Below are 17,925 nucleotides of genomic sequence, written 5' to 3' on the forward strand. Positions count from 1 at the left end.
TAGTTCAAAGAAATACCGATATAACGGATATTCTCTGCTTCGATCATAAACGTAATAAAAGTTTACATGTTCCATGATAAAATTATTTTGTGGCTAAATTGTGTCATGAATATTGACATAGTGAAATGCGTCTTATATAGTTAAGGACAATAAAACGAAAATCGTAAGTCACGGATACAACGGTGTATCCGTTCGAAGCGGCAACGAAGCCTGACTTCGCCTCAAACGACAAGAGAGATGGATCTCTTGCGATTGCGGCGGTCAGGCTTTTTATGTTGTTAGGCGAAAACCTGAACATACCCGAAGAGGAGAGGAAATCGTGATGAACAAACCTGAGAAATTGGTGCTGGTCGGCAACGGGATGGCGGGCGTACGAACGATTGAGCATGTGTTGAAGTTGGCGCCGGGGGCTTATGACATGACCGTGTTTGGCGCAGAGCCTCATCCGAACTATAACCGGATTATGCTGTCGAAGGTGCTGGCCGGGGGCACGGACATGAAGGACATCATCATTAATGACCGTGACTGGTATGCGGAAAACGGCATCCGGCTTTTTACGGGGGATGCCGTCGCATCGATCGATACCGTACACCGCAAGGTCGTATCGGCATCCGGCGTCGTTTCCGACTACGACAAGCTGATTATCGCAACCGGCTCGAATCCGTTCATGCTTCCGCTGCCGGGCGTGCGCAAGGAAGGCGTGATCGGCTTCCGTGATATCCATGACTGCGAAATGATGATCGAGGCTTCGAAAAAATACAAGAAGGCAGCCGTCATCGGCGGCGGGCTGCTCGGACTCGAGGCGGCACGGGGATTGCTGAATCTGGGCATGGACGTGACGGTCGTTCATCTGAACAAGTATTTGATGGAACGTCAGCTGGATCCGCCGGCTTCGGAAATGCTGCAGCGCGAGCTTGAAGCGCAGGGAATGAGCTTCCTTCTTGAGAAACAGACGGCGGCCATTACCGGCAAACGCCGCGCAGACGGATTGGAATTTTCCGATGGCAGCCGGCTTCAGGCCGATCTGATCGTTATGGCGGTCGGGATTCTGCCCAACGTCGAGCTGGCCAAGTCGGCCGGGCTGCAGGTGAACCGCGGCATCGTCGTAAATGATTTTCTGGAGACGAGCGTTCCCGGCATCTATGCAGTTGGAGAGTGTGCCGAGCACCGGGGGATCGCTTATGGACTGGTGGCCCCTCTGTATGAGCAAGGGGCCGTGCTTGCCAAGCACTTGGCCGGCGTCGAAACCTCCGGTTACGCAGGCTCCGTAACGTCCACGAAGCTGAAGGTTTCGGGTGTCGATGTATTTTCCGCCGGCATGTTCAATGATGCCCCGGATACGCGATCCCTACGGTATCAGGATGATATCGAGGGCGTGTACAAGAAGATTGTCATGAAGGGAGAGCGCATGATCGGCGCCGTTCTATTCGGGGACACATCGGATGGGACCTCGCTGTTTTCCTTGATCAAGAGCGGGGAATCCGTCACCGGGCGCGAGAAGGAATTGCTGCTTGGCTACCCGGCCGGGCAAACTTCCGCATCGCCGCTGGCAAGGCTCGAGGCGTATTCCGTCGACGAGATCATATGCGGCTGCAACGGCGTGACGAAGGGGCGAATCATGGAGGCCATCGCGGACGGGTGCAGCACGGTGGGCAAGATCAAGGCTTGTACCAAGGCATCCGGCTCCTGCGGCGGCTGCAGGCCGGAAGTTGAAGGATTGCTGTCGATCTACGGCGGTGAAGGGGCCGGCGAGCCGGTGAAGGAAGGCATTTGCGGCTGCACGACGATGGACCGCGATGAAATAATCGAAAAGATCAAGGAGATGCACCTGGTCAGCGTGAAGGAAGTGATGAACGTCCTGGGCTGGAATGAGCCGGAAGGTTGCTCGAAATGCCGCCCGGCGCTCAACTACTATTTGGGGATGCTGTGGCCGTCCGAGTATAAGGACGAGAAGGAATCCCGGTTTACGAACGAGCGGTTTCACGCCAACATCCAGAAAGACGGCACGTATTCCGTCGTTCCGCGGGTATATGGCGGGGTAACGTCGCCGGCGGATCTGAAGCGGATTGCAGCCGTCGCCGAGAAATACGATGTGCCCATGGTCAAATTTACGGGCGGGCAGCGGCTCGATCTGCTGGGCGTAAAAAAGGAAGACCTGCCGAAGATTTGGGAGGAGCTCGATATGCCTTCCGGACACGCTTACGGCAAGGCGCTCCGCACCGTAAAGACCTGCGTGGGCTCGACCTTCTGCCGATTCGGCACCCAGGATTCGATCGGCATGGGGATCCAGATGGAGAAGGCTTTCGAGCGGCTCAATACGCCGGCTAAAGTAAAGCTTGCCGTATCCGGCTGTCCTCGTAACTGCGCCGAAGCCACCATTAAGGATCTGGGCGTCGTGGCGATCGACGGCGGCTGGGAGATCTATGTCGGCGGCAATGGCGGCGTTAAGGTTCGGGAATCGGAGCTGCTGTGCACGGTGAAGACCGAGGAGGACGTGATGGAATGGACCGGCGCTTATCTCCAGTATTACCGCGAGACAGCGAACTGGAACGAGCGCACCTCCGTTTGGATCGAGCGGATTGGCCTGGATGAGGTGAAGGCGGCGCTGGAAAGCCGTGAGGAGCGTCTTGCGCTCGTATCCCGGATCGAGGAAACGCTCAGCTACACCACTGATCCTTGGAAAGAAATCATAGATAATCCGGAGCTTCGCAAGAACTTCATGCCACTGGCGGAAGCGGGAACCGGTGAAGGTTTGGGGGCGAGAAGATCATGAGCAAAATTCGGGTGGCAAGTTTGGCGGAAATCGATGCGAAGGGGGCGCGTACCTTCCGGATCGAGGATACGGAAATCGCGGTATTCAGGCTGAGCGACGGCAGCGTCAAGGCCGTCGAGAACCGCTGTCCTCATAAGGGCGGGAAGCTGTCGGAAGGCATGGTATGCGGAACGGCGGTGCACTGCCCGCTGCATGACTGGAAGATCGATCTGGCGAGCGGCCGGGTCTATGAACCTGACGATGGCTGCGTAACGACGTACCGGACGGAAATTGACGGCACGAGCGGCTCGATTTATATCGTGATGTAAGCACGCTGAACGAACGCTAAATCAGAAAAAGAGACAGGAGGTGCAGGCCGTGCGGGCATTGGGGATGGTCAGTATCGTCGGAGCGGGACCGGGAGACCCGGAGTTGATTACGGTAAAGGCGATGAAACGAATCCGGCAGGCTGAGGTCATTCTGTATGACCGCCTCGTCAATGAAGAGCTGCTGGAGGACGCGCCGCATGAAGCTGAGCGCATCTATTGCGGCAAGGCGCCGGGCCGGCATGCGGCCTCTCAGGAAGACATCAACCGGCGTCTTGTCGCCTATGCGATGCAAGGGAAGCGGGTGGTGAGGCTGAAGGGCGGAGATCCCTTCGTTTTCGGACGCGGCGGGGAGGAGGCGCTGGCACTGGCGGCAGCCGGCATTCCTTATGAGGTCGTTCCGGGAATTACGTCCGCCGTCGGAGCGGCGGCTTCAGCCTCGATCCCGCTGACGCACCGCGGCCTGGCCGCTTCCTTCGCCTGCGTAACGGGCAGCCGCTGCCACGAGGATGGCTCGCCTGTCCGGTGGGATTTGTTGGCGCACGGGGTGGATACGCTGGCGATCTACATGGGTGTCAGCCAGCTGCCGTATATCCGAGAGCAGCTGCTGCAGCACGGCAAAGCGGGATCGACGCCTGTCGCGCTCATTGAGCAGGGGACAACGAGCCGCCAGCGCACCTTCATTTGCACGCTCGAGAATATGCATGACCTGGCAAAGGCGGTGAAACTGGGTAACCCTGCGCTCATCCTGTTGGGCGAGGTGGTTCGGCTGCCCGAGCAGCTTGCGTTATTGGAACGGAGTGTCTCGACGAGGATCGGATAAGTACGTGCCAGAGAGATTCTTAACGAGACTTTCGATGAGAAAATTTCAATGTATTTTCGAGATGAGGGTTCGGATAGGTGCGTAGCGATATGGTAAAGGTTCCAGTGACGGACGGGGAACGAAAGAGGAATGGGTGCGAAGCACAGGGATCGGCAAGGAACGCGAAGAAAGCGGCTGCCCATCGAATAGAGGCATAGAAGCGAAGGTTTTGGAGGAGAAGCGGGAGTTATCATCCGAATTCGGGCAAAGGGCAGCGCTGCTTGGGCGCTGCCTGTTTTCGTTTGCCCGGCGAGCATGATACGATATGGAGAACGATAGGGATTGGCCGTGATTTTTTTACAAAATGACGATAACGACTCGCTGGAGGTGCATGAATGGTGGAACGTCCGCAGGGCGTTGTTCCGGACGCCATTGATTTTTCGAATGCCGCTTTTCCTTTTACCGCATCGACGACACGCGGCATATTTGTCGGCGCACAGCGGCTGCATTGGCACCATGCGCTGGAGCTTAATCATATCCGAAGCGGCACGGGCTTTATTTTGATCAACGGGATGAAGCTGTCGTTTCAAGAAGGAGACATCGTATTCATCAATAGTAACGCGCTCCACCGCGCCTATGAGACGGATAATCTGATCATGGACGTCATTATGTTCGATCCTTCGCTGCTTTCGCTGGATTTGAAGTTCGATCCCGAACTGATGAACCCGTTCCGCTCCTTGGGGATGGTAGACCGGGAATCCCCGATTCGCCCTGAAATGGCCCGGCTGCTTATGAGCATGATGGAGGAGCACAAAGCTCAAGGCACCTCCTATATGAGTCTGATCCGCTCGGACCTTATTCGCTTTCTGAGCCTGGCGAACCGGCATCTGTCGGCACCGCTTGCGGAGGACCGGCCGATTAAGGGAAGGGGCATGCATGCCCTGAAGGAAGTGCTTCGGACGATGGAGCTTCACCTGGATTACGGATGGACCTTGAAGGAGCTGTCGGATATGACGCATCTGAGCCCTTCCCGATTCAGCGCGTTGTTCCATCAGGCTGTCGGCACATCCCCGCATCATTACCTGATTCAGCTTCGCTTGACTCACGCGGTGCATCTATTGGAAACAACGGATGCGAAGATTATCGAGATCGCGCAGACCTGCGGATTCCGCAATCTCTCCAACTTCAACCGGCTGTTCAAGCAGCATATTGGCGCATCGCCCAGCGACATCCGGGAGCGTGCCTCTGTCGGCAGCCCGCTCCCTCGTTTATCGCACAGTGCAGAGAAACAGTAAGATCGTATCACTCCTCGGGTGTATAACAGTAGAAGGGGCGCTTATGGAAGCGGTATCTTAAACATATACCATCACATAACGCCAAATGGTTCGGCGTCTAGGAGTGAATGTCCATGAGTTTGTATCTGGGAGTGGATGCCGGCGGGAGCAAGACCCATGCCGTCATCTGCGACGATCAAGGCAACATTGTTGGCAAGGGGGCATCCGGAAACGGGAATCACCAGATTAACCGGGAGCAGGCGGCGCGCAATATCGAGGAGGCCTGCAACAGCGCTCTTCGGGAGGCCGGCGTATCCAAGGACGACATCGAATACGCGTATTTCGGCCTGGCCGGCGCGGATCGGGAAGCCGACTACGAAATCCTGCGCCCGATGATCGGGGCTATGGGTTACCCGCGGCATGATATCGCCTGCGATACGATCATCGGTATGCGGGCCGGAACGAGCCGGCCTTATGGTGCGGCACTGATCTGCGGCACCGGCTTTAACAGCGCAGCCCGGAACCGCGAGGGGGCGGAGCTGCAGTACGGCGGCTTCGGATTCCTCTACGGCGACGGATACGCCGGCGGATCCGGTTTTGCTACGCTGGCCTTCCGGGCGGTGGTTCGCGCTTGGGATGAGCGGGGACCTGCCACCATGCTGACTTCGCTCGTGCTGGAGCAGATGGGGTACGCCTCGGTTGAGCCGATGTACGAGGATGTCCTCTACGGACGGATCTCCATTCCGCCGACCCTGGTCAAGACCTTGTTCAAGGCGGCAGAAGCCGGCGATGAAGTCGCGACCCGAATTCTTCAGACCGAAGGTGAGGAGCTGGGCAATGCCGTTTGCACGCTGATCCGGCGGCTGGGCATGTCCGATGAAGCATTCGATATTGTGTATATCGGCAGCGTACTCAACCGTCCGAACAGCTCGATCCTTACGGATGCGATAGAACGGGTTGTGGCCGTCCGGGCGCCTTACGCCCGGTGCGTAAGGCTGACATCCGATCCGGTAGCCGGAGCGCTGCTCTGTGCGATGGATGCAGACGGGCGGACCATAGATTCGCAGACCGAAGCCAAGCTCAAGGCATTCACGTTTGAAGAAACGGCTGTTTCGTGAGCCTGAGTACGACAATTTGACCGGATGCCGGGGAAACGTTGCGTTTTGATCTGATATTTACCTTGGAGGGATTCATATGGCAGCAGGTTTGAAAATAGCGGTAATCGGGGGAGGCTCCTCCTACACGCCGGAGATTGTGGAAGGCTTTATCCGCAACTACGAGCAAATGCCGATTCGCGAACTGTGGTTCGTGGATATTGAAGAAGGCAAGCATAAGCTGGAGATCGTAGGGAATTTGGCCAAACGCATGGTGCAGCAGGCGGGTCTTCCCATCGAGGTTCATTTGACGCTGGACCGCCGGCAGGCGATTGAAGGCGCGGATTTCGTTACGACCCAGATGCGTGTCGGCTTACTGGCCGCCCGCAAGCTGGATGAGCATATCCCGATTATGAACGGCGTTATCGGCCAGGAGACGACCGGTCCGGGAGGGATGATGAAAGCGCTGCGTACGGTTCCGGTCATTCTGGACATCTGCCGGGACATCGAGGAGCTGGCGCCGAATGCGTGGATGCTGAACTTCACGAACCCGGCCGGAATCGTGACCGAGGCTGTGCTCAAGCACAGCAAGGTGAAAACCGTCGGCCTGTGCAATTCGCCGATCAACTTCCAAAAATTCCTCGCGAAAGAGTATGGCGTATCGGAAAAAGAGGTGCTGGCCGAATTCGTCGGCATTAACCATTTGCACTGGGTAACCTCGGCGATCGTGAACGGGGAGGAGAAGATGCCGGAGCTTCTGGACGGAGGCAAATCCTACACGGCCAAGAACGTGCCGACCTTCGGTTGGGATGCGGATTTTATTCGTTCGCTCCAGGCCATTCCGACCTATTATCTGAAGTATTTCTATATGACGGACACGATGTTCGCAGACATGCTGGCATCCCTAGAGAAGGATGGCACCCGCGCGGATGTCGTCAGCCGGGTGGAAGAGGAGCTGTTCGAGCTCTATAAGGATGAGAACCTGGCAGAGAAGCCGAAGCAGCTGGAGCAGCGGGGCGGAGCTTACTATTCCGAAGCGGCGGTCAATCTGATGACATCGATTTATAATGACCGCCATGATATTCAGACGCTGAACGTAGCCAACGGGAACATCTACGATTTCTTGCCGGCGGACGCAAGCATCGAGGTCAACTGTGTCGTAACCGGCCAGGGCCCGATTCCGCTCGCCCCGCAAAAGGTTCCTTCCCACGTGAAGGGTCTGATGCATGCCGTGAAAGTGTATGAGCAATTGACGATTGAAGCCGCCATCACCGGCGATCGCGGCATCGCATTGCAGGCGCTGGTGCATCATCCGCTCGTGCCTTCCGTCACTGTAGCGAAGAAGCTGCTGGATGAGATGCTGGAAGCGAACAAGAAGTATTTGCCGGCATTTTTCAAGCCGGAGACAGTTCTATAATTCTGCATAAAGTGGAGTTGCGGAGCCTGAAAAAGCCCGTGTAACCGAGCTTAAGTTTGTCCGAAACATCGAGAAAAAGATGCAGATGGGGGATCTGACCATCACGGGATCGAGAACGCAGAAAGTGTAGATTGCCAGAATGCTAAATGCAACGCAGGTAGGCACAATGCATAAAACCACAATGCATAAAGCCACAATGCATAAAACCACAATGCATTAAGCCATAACGCAATACGCACTGCGAATAAAGTCGCAACGCATTAGGCGACAACCATAAAGCCACGCATAGCGCAAAAAACGCAGCCCAAGGGGCTGCGTTTTGTTTCATACGCCAGAATAAGCCATAAAGCCGCCGTCCACCGGGATAACCGTTCCTGTGACAAAACCCGAAGCCTGATCATCCACAAGCCATAGCAGCGTCCCGAGGAGATCCTCCGGCACGCCGAACCGTCTCATGGGCGTGTGGGAAATGATCTTATGAGAACGCTCCGTCAGCGAACCGTCGCTGTTCGTCAGCAAATTACGGTTCTGCTCGGTCAGGAAGAAGCCCGGTGCAATTGCATTCACGCGGATACCGGCATCTGCAAGATGGACCGCCAGCCATTGGGTGAAATTGTTGACCGCGGCTTTAGCGGCGCTATAGGCGGGTACCTTCGTCATCGGGCTTGGTGCGCTCATCGACGAAATATTCAGCACCACCGCTCCCGGCCGTCCGACCATGCCCTCCGCGAAGATCTGCGTCGGAATCAGCGTACCGATGAAGTTCAAGTCAAAGACGCTGCGGAAGCCGGGCACGCTGAGCCCGAAGAATGTGGTGACATCGGGCTGACCCTCATCTTCGGGACGGAAGGTTTCATTCGTTGTATTGGCATCCTTCCTGTTGCCGCCGGCTCCGTTAATCAGGATATCGCACGGGCCGAATGCTGTGCGAACAGCCTTCTCCGCCTCACGGACGCTTTCGGCATCGGTCACGTCGCAGGAGACCGCTATCGCGGTTCCGCCAGCCGCGGTGATCTCGTCTGCAACCTGCTGACCCTTCTCCACCGTGCGGTTCAGGACGGCGACCTTCGCTCCCTGACGCCCAAGCTCTAGCGCCATGGCTCGGCATAATACTCCGGATCCACCGGTAATAACCGCGGTTTTGCCATGGATGGACGGGTGGATGGGAAGGGCGATGTGCTCTTGGCGTGCAGATCCGACCGCGCCTTGACCGGATCCGGCTGATTCCGGCATACCGTTACTGAATCCGCTCATTGAACAGCCTCCTTCACTTTGGAGGCTTGATCCTGGCTCTTCCTGGTGTACGCATCCCACAGCCCCCACAAATACATAATGCCCAGTGCCCGGTCATACAGCCCGTAACCCGGCCGGCATTGCTCGCCCCAAATATGCCGTCCGTGATCGGGTCTGGCATAACCGGTAAATCCGGTTTCATGATAGGCCTGGACGATGCCGGTGATATCAACCGTCCCGTCCTGCGTCCGATGGGAGGTCTCAATGAAGTCGCCGTTATCAAAGACGCGAACATTGCGGATATGCGCGAACGGTATCCGGTCATGGAATTCATGAATCATCGAGACGATATCGTTATCCGGATTCGCGCCGAGCGAGCCGCTGCACAAGGTGAGGCTGTTCGCCGGACTGTCGTACAGGCTCAGGAGTCTGCGAAGGTTCTCCTGGCTGGTGATGATCCGGGGCAGGCCAAAGATGGACCAAGGCGGATCGTCGGGATGAATAGCCATTCGAATGCCGTTGGCTTCGGCCACCGGAACGACCGCGTTCAGGAAATACTCCAGATTGCTCCACAGATCCTCCTCCGTTACCCCGCGATAAGCCTCGAACAAAGAGGCCAGGTGAGCCAGCCGCTCCGGTTCCCATCCCGGCATGGTAAGAGAGCTGTTCTGCGTGATCGTTCTTACAAGCTCCATTGGATCGATGCCGTGGATCTTGGCTTTTTCGAAGAAGAGTGCCGTCGATCCGTCAGGCGCTGCTTTAAACATATCGGTTCGCGCCCAATCAAAGATCGGCATGAAATTGTAGCAGATGACTTTGACGCCGACCTGGCCCAATTTTTCAATCGTACGGATGTAATTGGCGATGTACCGATCGCGTGACGGGAGGCCGAGCTTGATATCCTCGTGCACATTCACGCTTTCCACAACGTCAATATGAAGTCCGAACGCGCTTGCCTGGTCCCGGACTTCCTCAATCCGCTCCATCGGCCATTCCTCGCCGGCCGGGATATCATGGAGCGACCAGACGATTCCTTCTACGCCGGGAATTTGCCTGATATGATCCAGCGAGACCGTGTCGTTGCCTTCGCCGAACCACCGAAATACCATACGCATTGCTGCACCGCCTTTACGAATGTGGTTGTTGAATAAAATAATCAATGATAAGCGCTTGAGCCTGGCTTGCCATTGTACTTTACCTGAGGTACGCAATATCAGGACGGCTGAATCACGCGGCTCATCATTGGCCGCCGGAATCCGCCTCCAGATCCGCCAGGCTTATATATTCCATACTACCATACAAGTATGGTAGTATGGAACGGAAAACGAAAATTTTGAACGGAGGGATCGGAAAGATGAGCCGTTTGGATATCGATAATCTGCTGCTTAACAGCAATAGCGCCAGGAAGCTGTACTATGATTATGCGGAGAGCATGCCGCTGTACGACTATCACAATCATTTAAGCCCGAAGGATATCGCGGACAACCGCCAATTCGGAAATCTGGCCGAGATTTGGCTTGAAGGAGATCACTACAAATGGAGGGCGATGCGCTGGCTCGGTGTTGAAGAAGAGCTGATTACGGGCAGCGCGCCGCCCGAGGAGAAATTCACGGCTTGGGCGCGCTGCGTTCCAAAGCTCGTCGGAAATCCGCTCTATCATTGGACCCATCTGGAGCTGGCGAGGTATTTCGGCATTCAGGAGCGGCTGTCTGAGGATAATGCGATGAAGATCTGGCATGCGTGCAACGAGAAGCTGAAGGACCCTTCCCTAACGGCTGGAGGCATCCTTGCTCGCTTCAAGGTGAAGGTAGCGTGCACGACGGACGATCCGGCCGACTCCTTGGAATTTCATCGCCGTATTCAGCGCAATCCGGAGATTACCGCGGTCGTGGCGCCGGCTTTTCGTCCGGATCGGGTCCTTGACCTGACGCATGCCGATTTTGCAGGATATATCCGGCAGCTCGGGGAGGCGGCGAATCATGCGGTAGATACCTATGAAGAATTGCTTGAAGCACTTAAGCTGCGGATCCAGTACTTCCATGATCACGGCTGCCGGCTGTCCGATCACGGCTTCGGAGCATTTCCGTATGAGCCTGCCAGCGAACAAGAGGCAGCGGCCATTTATGCCAAGGCCATGGCAGGGGACCCGATCTCGGAACAGGAGGAGGCGAAGTACCGAACCTATACGCTGCTTCGGCTTGCTGTGATGTACCATGACTTGGGCTGGGCCATGCAGCTTCATATCGGAGCATCCCGGAACAACAACGCCCGCATGCTGGCTAAGCTTGGGAAGGACAGCGGGTATGATTCCATCCTGGACTTTCATCTGGCGGCGAGTCTTAACGGATTTTTGAGCGAGCTTGACAAGGATGACCGGCTCCCGAAGACTATCGTTTACAGCCTGTACTCCTCCCATTACGAGATGATTGCCACCACGATCGGCAATTTTCAATCGGCCGGCGTCGAAGGGAAGCTTCAGCTCGGCTCTGCCTGGTGGTTCCATGATCAGAAGGAGGGCATGCTGAAGCAGCTGACCGCTCTGTCCTCTATGGGCCTGATCAGCACCTTTGTCGGCATGCTGACGGACTCGCGCAGCTTCATGTCGTTCCCAAGGCATGAATATTTCCGGCGCGTCCTTTGCCGCCTGTTCGGGGACTGGATCAAGGAGGGGGAGCTGCCGGCGGACTATGACTATATCGGGGGCATCATCCAGGATATATGCTATCGCAACGCGGAGCGCTATTTTCAAATCCACGAATAATCTCGGGTTTAGTATTGGTTTCACTCTGCCTTGATGTCGTTTATGGTGGCCGGTATTTGGTTTGTTGATTAGTAAAAAGCAGTCGTTTGGCATAAAGAGCAGGACGAAGGAGGAACAAGGAATATGAACAGTACATTATATCGAGCCTGGCTTCAGTATTCGCCGATCCAGGATGCGGAGCTTCGGGAGGCTTACCGCCGGGTTCTCGGCACGATCTCCTTGGAGGGAAGGCGATCCGAGCTTCTGGATTCGGCCATTGAGGAGCTTCGCAGCGGATGCCGATCCCTGCTGGACATCGAGCCGGAGCTATTGTTGCTGGGCAACGAGATGCCTCAACTGGCATCGAACGAAGGGATACCCCGCGGCCTTCAGCTGCGGGTGCAGCCTGCCGCCGATAACGTGCAGGACCTGGAAGAAGGGGACAACAGCGCTCCCGGAAAGCTGGGACCTGAAGGCTTCCGCCTTCAGTATCTGGGGGATAGTCTGCAGGAGCGAGTGATCCTGATCGGCGGCTCGGAGAAAGGTTTGCTGTACGGCGTATTTCATTTGCTGCGGCTTGTCGCCGCACACGAGCCGTTAACGGCATGGAACGTGACCGAGGAGCCGGTTAACCGGCTCCGGATGATCAATCAATGGGATAATGCGGACGGCTCGATCGAGCGGGGCTACGCGGGGCGTTCGATCTTTTACCGGGATGGGCGCTTCACGGAGGATCTTACGCGCGTCAAGGACTATGCAAGGCTGCTGTCTTCCGTCGGCATCAATGCAATTTCGATCAACAATGTGAACGTGCATGAGATTGAAACGCGGTTCATCACCCGGGAATATTTGCCTCAGGTGGCCCAAATCGCAAGTGTATTTCGCAAGTACGGCATCACGCTGTATTTGAGCATTAACTTTGCGGCTCCGCTTCATATCGGCGGCGTTGGCACTTCCGATCCGCTGAATGAAGACGTACGGCGGTGGTGGAGGGCTGCCGCGGATGAGATTTACAGCCATATTCCGGACTTCGGCGGATTCCTGGTAAAGGCCGATTCGGAACACCGGCCGGGGCCGTTCGCTTACGGGCGCGACCATGCCGACGGCGCCAATATGCTTGCCGAAGCGCTGAAGCCCCATGGCGGAATCGTGATTTGGCGCTGCTTCGTCTATAACTGCATGCAGGATTGGCGGGATCGGAGTACGGACCGTGCCAAGGCGGCTTACGATCATTTCACGCCGCTTGACGGCCGGTTCATGGACAATGTGCTGCTGCAGATTAAGAACGGGCCGATGGATTTTCAGGTCCGGGAACCGGTATCCCCGCTGTTCGGCAGCATGAAGCATACGAACCAGGTGCTGGAATTCCAGGTGACGCAGGAATATACCGGGCAGCAGCGCCATGTCTGCTATCTCGTTCCGCAATGGAAGGACGTGCTGGACTTTGATACGCACGCGGACGGGCAGGGCTCGTATGTGAAACGGATCGTGTCCGGTTCGCTTCACGGCATGAAGCTAAGCGGGATTGCGGCCGTATCCAACATCGGAGATGGCGAGAACTGGACGGGACATACGCTGGCGCAGGCCAATCTGTACGGCTACGGACGGCTGATCTGGAATCCTGATCTGACCTCGGAGGAGATTGCGGAGGAATGGACCAGGCTGACCTTCGGCAACGACGAGGCCGTTATAAAGACTGTCTGCGGCATGCTGATGAAATCTTGGCCGATCTATGAAAGCTATACGTCCCCGCTCGGGGTCGGCTGGATGGTGACGCCGCATACCCATTACGGGCCGGACGTGGACGGATACGAGTATTCCAGGTGGGGGACATACCATTTTGCGGACCGGGACGGCATCGGGGTCGACCGTACGGCTGCTACGGGGACGGGTTATACGGCCCAGTATTTCGAGCCGAATGCGCGCAGGTACGAGACGCTGGAGGACTGTCCCGACGAGGTGCTGCTGTTCTTCCACCATGTGCCGTACTCGCACCGCCTGAAGTCGGGGAAAACGGTGATTCAGCATATTTATGACACCCATTTTGAAGGTGCGGATGCAGCGGCAGAGCTCCTAGCGGAATGGGCATCCCTAGAAGGGCGAATCGATCCGGCGCAGCATGCCCAGGTGGCCGCGAGGCTGGCCGAACAGGCAGAGCATGCCAAGCACTGGCGGGATGTCATCAACACGTATTTCTTCCGCAAGTCCGGCGTGCCGGATGAGAAGGGGCGTACTATCTTTTAAAGGAATGGGCTAGAGCAAGGGGAGCTTCCTTATCTATACAATGGTATGGATGGGTTAGGAAAGGCACAGCGTCCATTAAAAAGTATAGAGGATGGAAGGCTTCAACTCGGACTGTCGCAGGAGGTCCCGACTTATAATTAAGAAGGAGCCGCTCTTACGCGAGCGGCTCCGCTTGGAAGAGGGAGTAGATCACCCGGTGCGAAGGAGGATCTACTCTTTTTTCGTGCGGTCCAGGTTCATCTGTGCAGTGGTGTCTGCACTCGGGGTACACAGCGGGCATGTAAAAGAAGATGCTGTCATAAGCCTGTATGAACGGATGCCGGCCTTCATAAACTAAGATTATAGAGACGGTTTATAACAATAACGTAATGAACCAAGCACAGGTTTTGTTATATGATAGGGGTAGATTACATAAAGACGTCTCCAAATAGGCGTGTCTCCATCGAAAAAAGACCTGCGGATTCTCGGGCTTTATAGGGTGGGGGGCTATATGATATACTATGGATATGAATAGATTGAAAAAAAGATCCATGGTCATGATGAAGGAGGGGAATGGGATGACAACCGAAAGCCATACACATGAAGCCTGCGCGGTAACGAGTGAGCGGAAAAGCCATCATTCCGAGAAAACGAAAAACAACCTCATTAGCCGATTGAATCGGATCGAGGGGCAAATTCGCGGGGTGAAGGGCTTGATTGAGAAGGATACGTATTGTGATGACGTATTGAACCAGATCTCCTCCATTCAATCGGCATTGAACGGCGTGGGCAGGCTGCTGCTGGAGCACCATATGAAGAGCTGCGTGGTCGAGCGCCTGCAGGAAGGCGACGATGACGTCATTACCGAATTGCTGACAACGATGAACAAGCTGATGAAGTAAGCGAGGGCCTGTTTATGAATTCAAGGTGTGTCCCGTGCTTGCTAAGCTGCTTAATGATATTGAAAAAAGCTGGCCTTCGCAAATCGAATGCACAGCTTCAGCATACGAACGAACAAAGAGCCTGCTGCCCGATTTCGGGCGGCAGGCTCTATAGTTTAGAAGCCCCGGAGGGACCCTTACGCCCGGTGCTCCGTCCTAATGTAAGAATGCTCTAGCCTTACAGCACGTTCGGAATAAAAAAAGCTTCATTCGAGGATGTTAGATATAAAAGGGACAAGCCTGCCCGTAAAGAGGCGCAAGCCTGATCATTACGGTGCGGACAATTTTTTCAAAAAAGATGAAATTCACTGTTGACTAAATATAGGGTAGGGGGGTATACTAACATCAGAAACACAAACAACACGTCATAACGGCCTGCAGCGAAATGATGAAATGATCGAAAGGCCGAAGCATTTTAAATAAACCATTAAGGAGCGATGAAGAATGGAACAGGTAACATTGAAAGTTGAAGGCATGTCCTGCATGCACTGCGTAAATTCGATCGAGGGCGCATTGAAGGAGCAGGGGATTTCCGGGAGCGTGGATTTGAAGGCGGGCACCGTATCGGTGAACTATGATGCCGGCAAGTTCAGCCTCGAAGATATCAAAGGAATCATCGAAGAACAGGGGTACACGGTAGCCTAAGGGCTGAAGACGACGGAAGAGGGGTGTAAGACGATGGGAACAGGAGCAGTTCAAGAGCAGAAGAAGGCATCGCTGCAGTTGACCGGCATGACATGTGCGGCCTGCGCGAACCGGATTGAGAAGGGGCTAAGCAAAATGGAAGGCGTCCAAGACGCCAACGTGAACTTTGCGCTGGAGAAGGCCTCCTTAACCTATGATCCGGCGGTCGTTTCGGTCAAGGAGATGGAGGAGAAGATCCAGAAGCTCGGCTATGGCACGGCAAAGGAAACCGTTGATTTTCAGCTGGTTGGCATGTACTGCGCAGCTTGCGCATCGAAGATCGAGAAGGTGGTCGGCAAGATGCCGGGCGTAACCCAGGCTAATGTCAACTTTGCACTGGAGACGGCCCGGGTGGAATTTAACCCTGCGGAAGTATCGATCAGCGACATTCAGCAGCGTGTAGAAAAGCTGGGGTACCAGGCTGTATCCAAGCAGGAGGCGCCCGATCAGGAGAGCCACCGCAAGGAAGCCATTGCCAAGCAGAAACGCAAGCTGATCATATCGGCCATCCTGTCACTGCCGCTGCTGTGGGCCATGGTGACCCATTTCTCCTTTACCTCATGGATCTGGATGCCGGAGCTCTTCATGAACCCATGGTTCCAGCTCGCGCTTGCTACCCCGGTTCAGTTCTATATCGGTAAGCAGTTCTATGTAGGAGCATATAAAGCCCTTCGCAACAAGAGCGCCAACATGGACGTTCTCGTAGCTCTCGGTACATCGGCTGCTTATTTCTACAGCTTGTACCTGACGATTGGCTGGGCTGCAGCGGGCGGAAGCGTGCATCACGGCCCGGCGATGTATTATGAAACGAGTGCCGTTTTGATCACGCTCGTCATTCTCGGGAAGCTGTTTGAATCCCTGGCCAAGGGCAGAACCTCGGAAGCGATCAAGACGCTGATGGGTCTGCAGGCCAAAACGGCCGTCGTTATCCGAGACGGTCAGGAAACGACCGTACCGGTTGAACAGGTCATGGTTGGAGATATCGTCGTCGTTAAGCCGGGAGAGAAGATCCCGGTCGACGGCCGGGTGATCGAAGGCATGTCGGCGGTCGACGAGTCCATGCTGACCGGGGAGAGCATTCCGGTCGAGAAGAAGGCCGGAGATACGGTCATCGGAGCTACGATTAACAAAAACGGACGTCTGAAGTTCGAGGCCTCCAAGGTGGGCAAAGAGACCGCTCTCGCCCAAATTATCAAGGTGGTTGAGGAAGCTCAAGGGTCGAAGGCGCCGATTCAGCGGGTGGCCGACGTCATCTCCGGCATTTTCGTACCGATCGTGGTCGGTATTGCAATCGCAGCTTTTCTCATATGGTACTTCTGGGTAACACCAGGCAACTTTGCGAATTCGCTCGAAATCGCGATTGCGATCCTCGTTATCGCTTGCCCATGTGCCCTCGGTTTAGCCACACCGACCTCCATTATGGCCGGATCGGGCCGTGCGGCAGAGCTTGGCGTACTGTTCAAGGGCGGGGAGCATTTGGAAGCGACGCATAAGATGGACACGATTGTTCTGGATAAAACCGGAACGGTAACCAAGGGCAAACCGGAGCTGACCGATGTTCAAGCGCATGATTTTGAAGAGGAAGCATTCCTGCGCCTGGTCGGCGCTGCCGAGAAGAGCTCGGAGCATCCGCTGGCAGAAGCGATCGTAGCCGGAATTGAAGCAAAAGGGATTGCGCTCCCGGCAGCACAGGAGTTCGAAGCGATTCCGGGGTACGGTATCTATGCAAGCGTGGACGGCCATGAGGTGCTGGTCGGAACGCGCAAGCTGATGGCGAAGCATCAGATCCCGGTGGAATCGATTCTCGCCCGGATGTCGGAGCTGGAGACCGAGGGCAAGACCGCGATGCTGGCAGCGATCGACGGCAAGTATGCCGGACTCGTCGCCGTCGCGGATACGATTAAGGAAACCTCACGCGCAGCGGTTGCAAGATTGAAGGATATGGGCATTGAAGTGATCATGATGACAGGCGACAATGAGCGAACCGCGCAGGCGATTGCGAAGCAGGTCGGCATCGACCATGTCCTGGCCGAAGTGCTGCCGGAAGGCAAGGCCGATGAAGTGAAGAAGCTTCAGCAGCAGGGCAAGAAAGTCGCCATGGTCGGCGACGGCATCAATGATGCTCCTGCTCTGGCCGTAGCCGATATCGGCATGGCGATCGGTACGGGAACCGACGTGGCGATGGAGGCGGCGGACGTTACCCTCATGAAGGGCGATCTGAACAGCATTCCGGACGCCATTTATATGAGCCGCAAAACGATGAGCAATATCCGCCAAAACCTGTTCTGGGCGCTCGGCTACAATTCGCTGGGAATTCCGATTGCCGCGATCGGCCTGCTGGCCCCTTGGGTCGCCGGGGCGGCAATGGCGCTTAGCTCGGTATCGGTTGTACTCAATGCCCTCCGTTTGCAGCGCATGAAAGTATAACCCCGACATCGA

At 55.7% G+C, this 17,925-nt stretch carries 13 protein-coding genes; 11 read left to right on the top strand and 2 right to left on the bottom strand.

The genetic code is table 11. The features are described 5' to 3' along the window. Positions 1-322 precede the first annotated feature (322 nt). The 6 genes from nirB (at position 323) to NST44_RS06595 (ending at position 7,665) form a co-directional block, all read left to right on the top strand. Positions 323-2,773 (top strand): nitrite reductase large subunit NirB, encoded by a 2,451-nt coding sequence (gene nirB / locus NST44_RS06570; protein WP_034272380.1) that lies wholly within the window; start codon positions 323-325, stop codon positions 2,771-2,773. Continuing rightward, a complete protein-coding gene (nirD, locus tag NST44_RS06575) occupies positions 2,770-3,081 on the top strand; it encodes a nitrite reductase small subunit NirD (protein ID WP_007128964.1) in 312 nt (103 codons plus the stop codon). The genes nirB and nirD overlap by 4 nt, the downstream gene beginning before the upstream one ends. 64 nt (positions 3,082-3,145) lie before the next feature. Beyond that, the gene (gene cobA, locus NST44_RS06580) at positions 3,146-3,901 is read left to right on the top strand and encodes a uroporphyrinogen-III C-methyltransferase (RefSeq protein WP_034272406.1); all 756 of its coding nucleotides are present in this window, start codon (positions 3,146-3,148) and stop codon (positions 3,899-3,901) included. Between the two features lie 374 nt (positions 3,902-4,275). Beyond that, on the top strand, positions 4,276-5,175 hold the full coding sequence (locus NST44_RS06585) for an AraC family transcriptional regulator (RefSeq protein WP_007128962.1): 900 nt from the start codon (positions 4,276-4,278) through the stop codon (positions 5,173-5,175). 113 nt (positions 5,176-5,288) lie between these two features. Continuing rightward, positions 5,289-6,272, top strand: coding sequence for an N-acetylglucosamine kinase (locus tag NST44_RS06590; protein ID WP_340898441.1), 984 nt, complete (start codon positions 5,289-5,291; stop codon positions 6,270-6,272). Positions 6,273-6,348: 76 nt separating this feature from the next. Next, the gene (locus NST44_RS06595; protein ID WP_007128960.1) at positions 6,349-7,665 is read left to right on the top strand and encodes a 6-phospho-beta-glucosidase; all 1,317 of its coding nucleotides are present in this window, start codon (positions 6,349-6,351) and stop codon (positions 7,663-7,665) included. Positions 7,666-7,989: 324 nt separating this feature from the next. Here NST44_RS06595 and NST44_RS06600 read toward each other — a convergent pair whose 3' ends face one another. Beyond that, positions 7,990-8,898 carry an SDR family oxidoreductase gene (locus NST44_RS06600; RefSeq protein WP_340901423.1) on the bottom strand — a complete coding sequence of 303 codons (909 nt, stop codon included), beginning with the start codon at positions 8,896-8,898 and terminating at the stop codon, positions 7,990-7,992. Positions 8,899-8,915: 17 nt separating this feature from the next. After that, positions 8,916-10,013: a mannonate dehydratase gene (uxuA, locus tag NST44_RS06605; protein ID WP_007128958.1), complete on the bottom strand. Its 1,098-nt coding sequence runs from the start codon at positions 10,011-10,013 to the stop codon at positions 8,916-8,918. Between the two features lie 239 nt (positions 10,014-10,252). Here uxuA and uxaC point away from each other — a divergent pair, with 239 nt between their 5' ends. The 5 genes from uxaC (at position 10,253) to NST44_RS06630 (ending at position 17,913) form a co-directional block, all read left to right on the top strand. Continuing rightward, positions 10,253-11,659, top strand: coding sequence for a glucuronate isomerase (gene uxaC, locus NST44_RS06610; protein WP_007128957.1), 1,407 nt, complete (start codon positions 10,253-10,255; stop codon positions 11,657-11,659). A 123-nt stretch (positions 11,660-11,782) separates the two neighbouring features. Beyond that, on the top strand, positions 11,783-13,882 hold the full coding sequence (locus NST44_RS06615) for an alpha-glucuronidase family glycosyl hydrolase (protein WP_251535804.1): 2,100 nt from the start codon (positions 11,783-11,785) through the stop codon (positions 13,880-13,882). Positions 13,883-14,439: 557 nt separating this feature from the next. After that, positions 14,440-14,763, top strand: coding sequence for a metal-sensitive transcriptional regulator (locus NST44_RS06620; RefSeq protein WP_007128955.1), 324 nt, complete (start codon positions 14,440-14,442; stop codon positions 14,761-14,763). Positions 14,764-15,246: 483 nt separating this feature from the next. Then, complete coding sequence (locus NST44_RS06625; RefSeq protein WP_007128954.1) at positions 15,247-15,447, top strand: cation transporter; 201 nt, start codon at positions 15,247-15,249, stop codon at positions 15,445-15,447. Between the two features lie 33 nt (positions 15,448-15,480). Next, positions 15,481-17,913: a heavy metal translocating P-type ATPase gene (locus tag NST44_RS06630; protein ID WP_340898448.1), complete on the top strand. Its 2,433-nt coding sequence runs from the start codon at positions 15,481-15,483 to the stop codon at positions 17,911-17,913. Positions 17,914-17,925: the final 12 nt, after the last annotated feature.

It is taken from the genome of Paenibacillus sp. FSL W8-0919 (genome assembly GCF_038003785.1).
Classification (GTDB): Bacteria; Bacillota; Bacilli; order Paenibacillales; family Paenibacillaceae; genus Paenibacillus_AQ; species Paenibacillus_AQ lactis.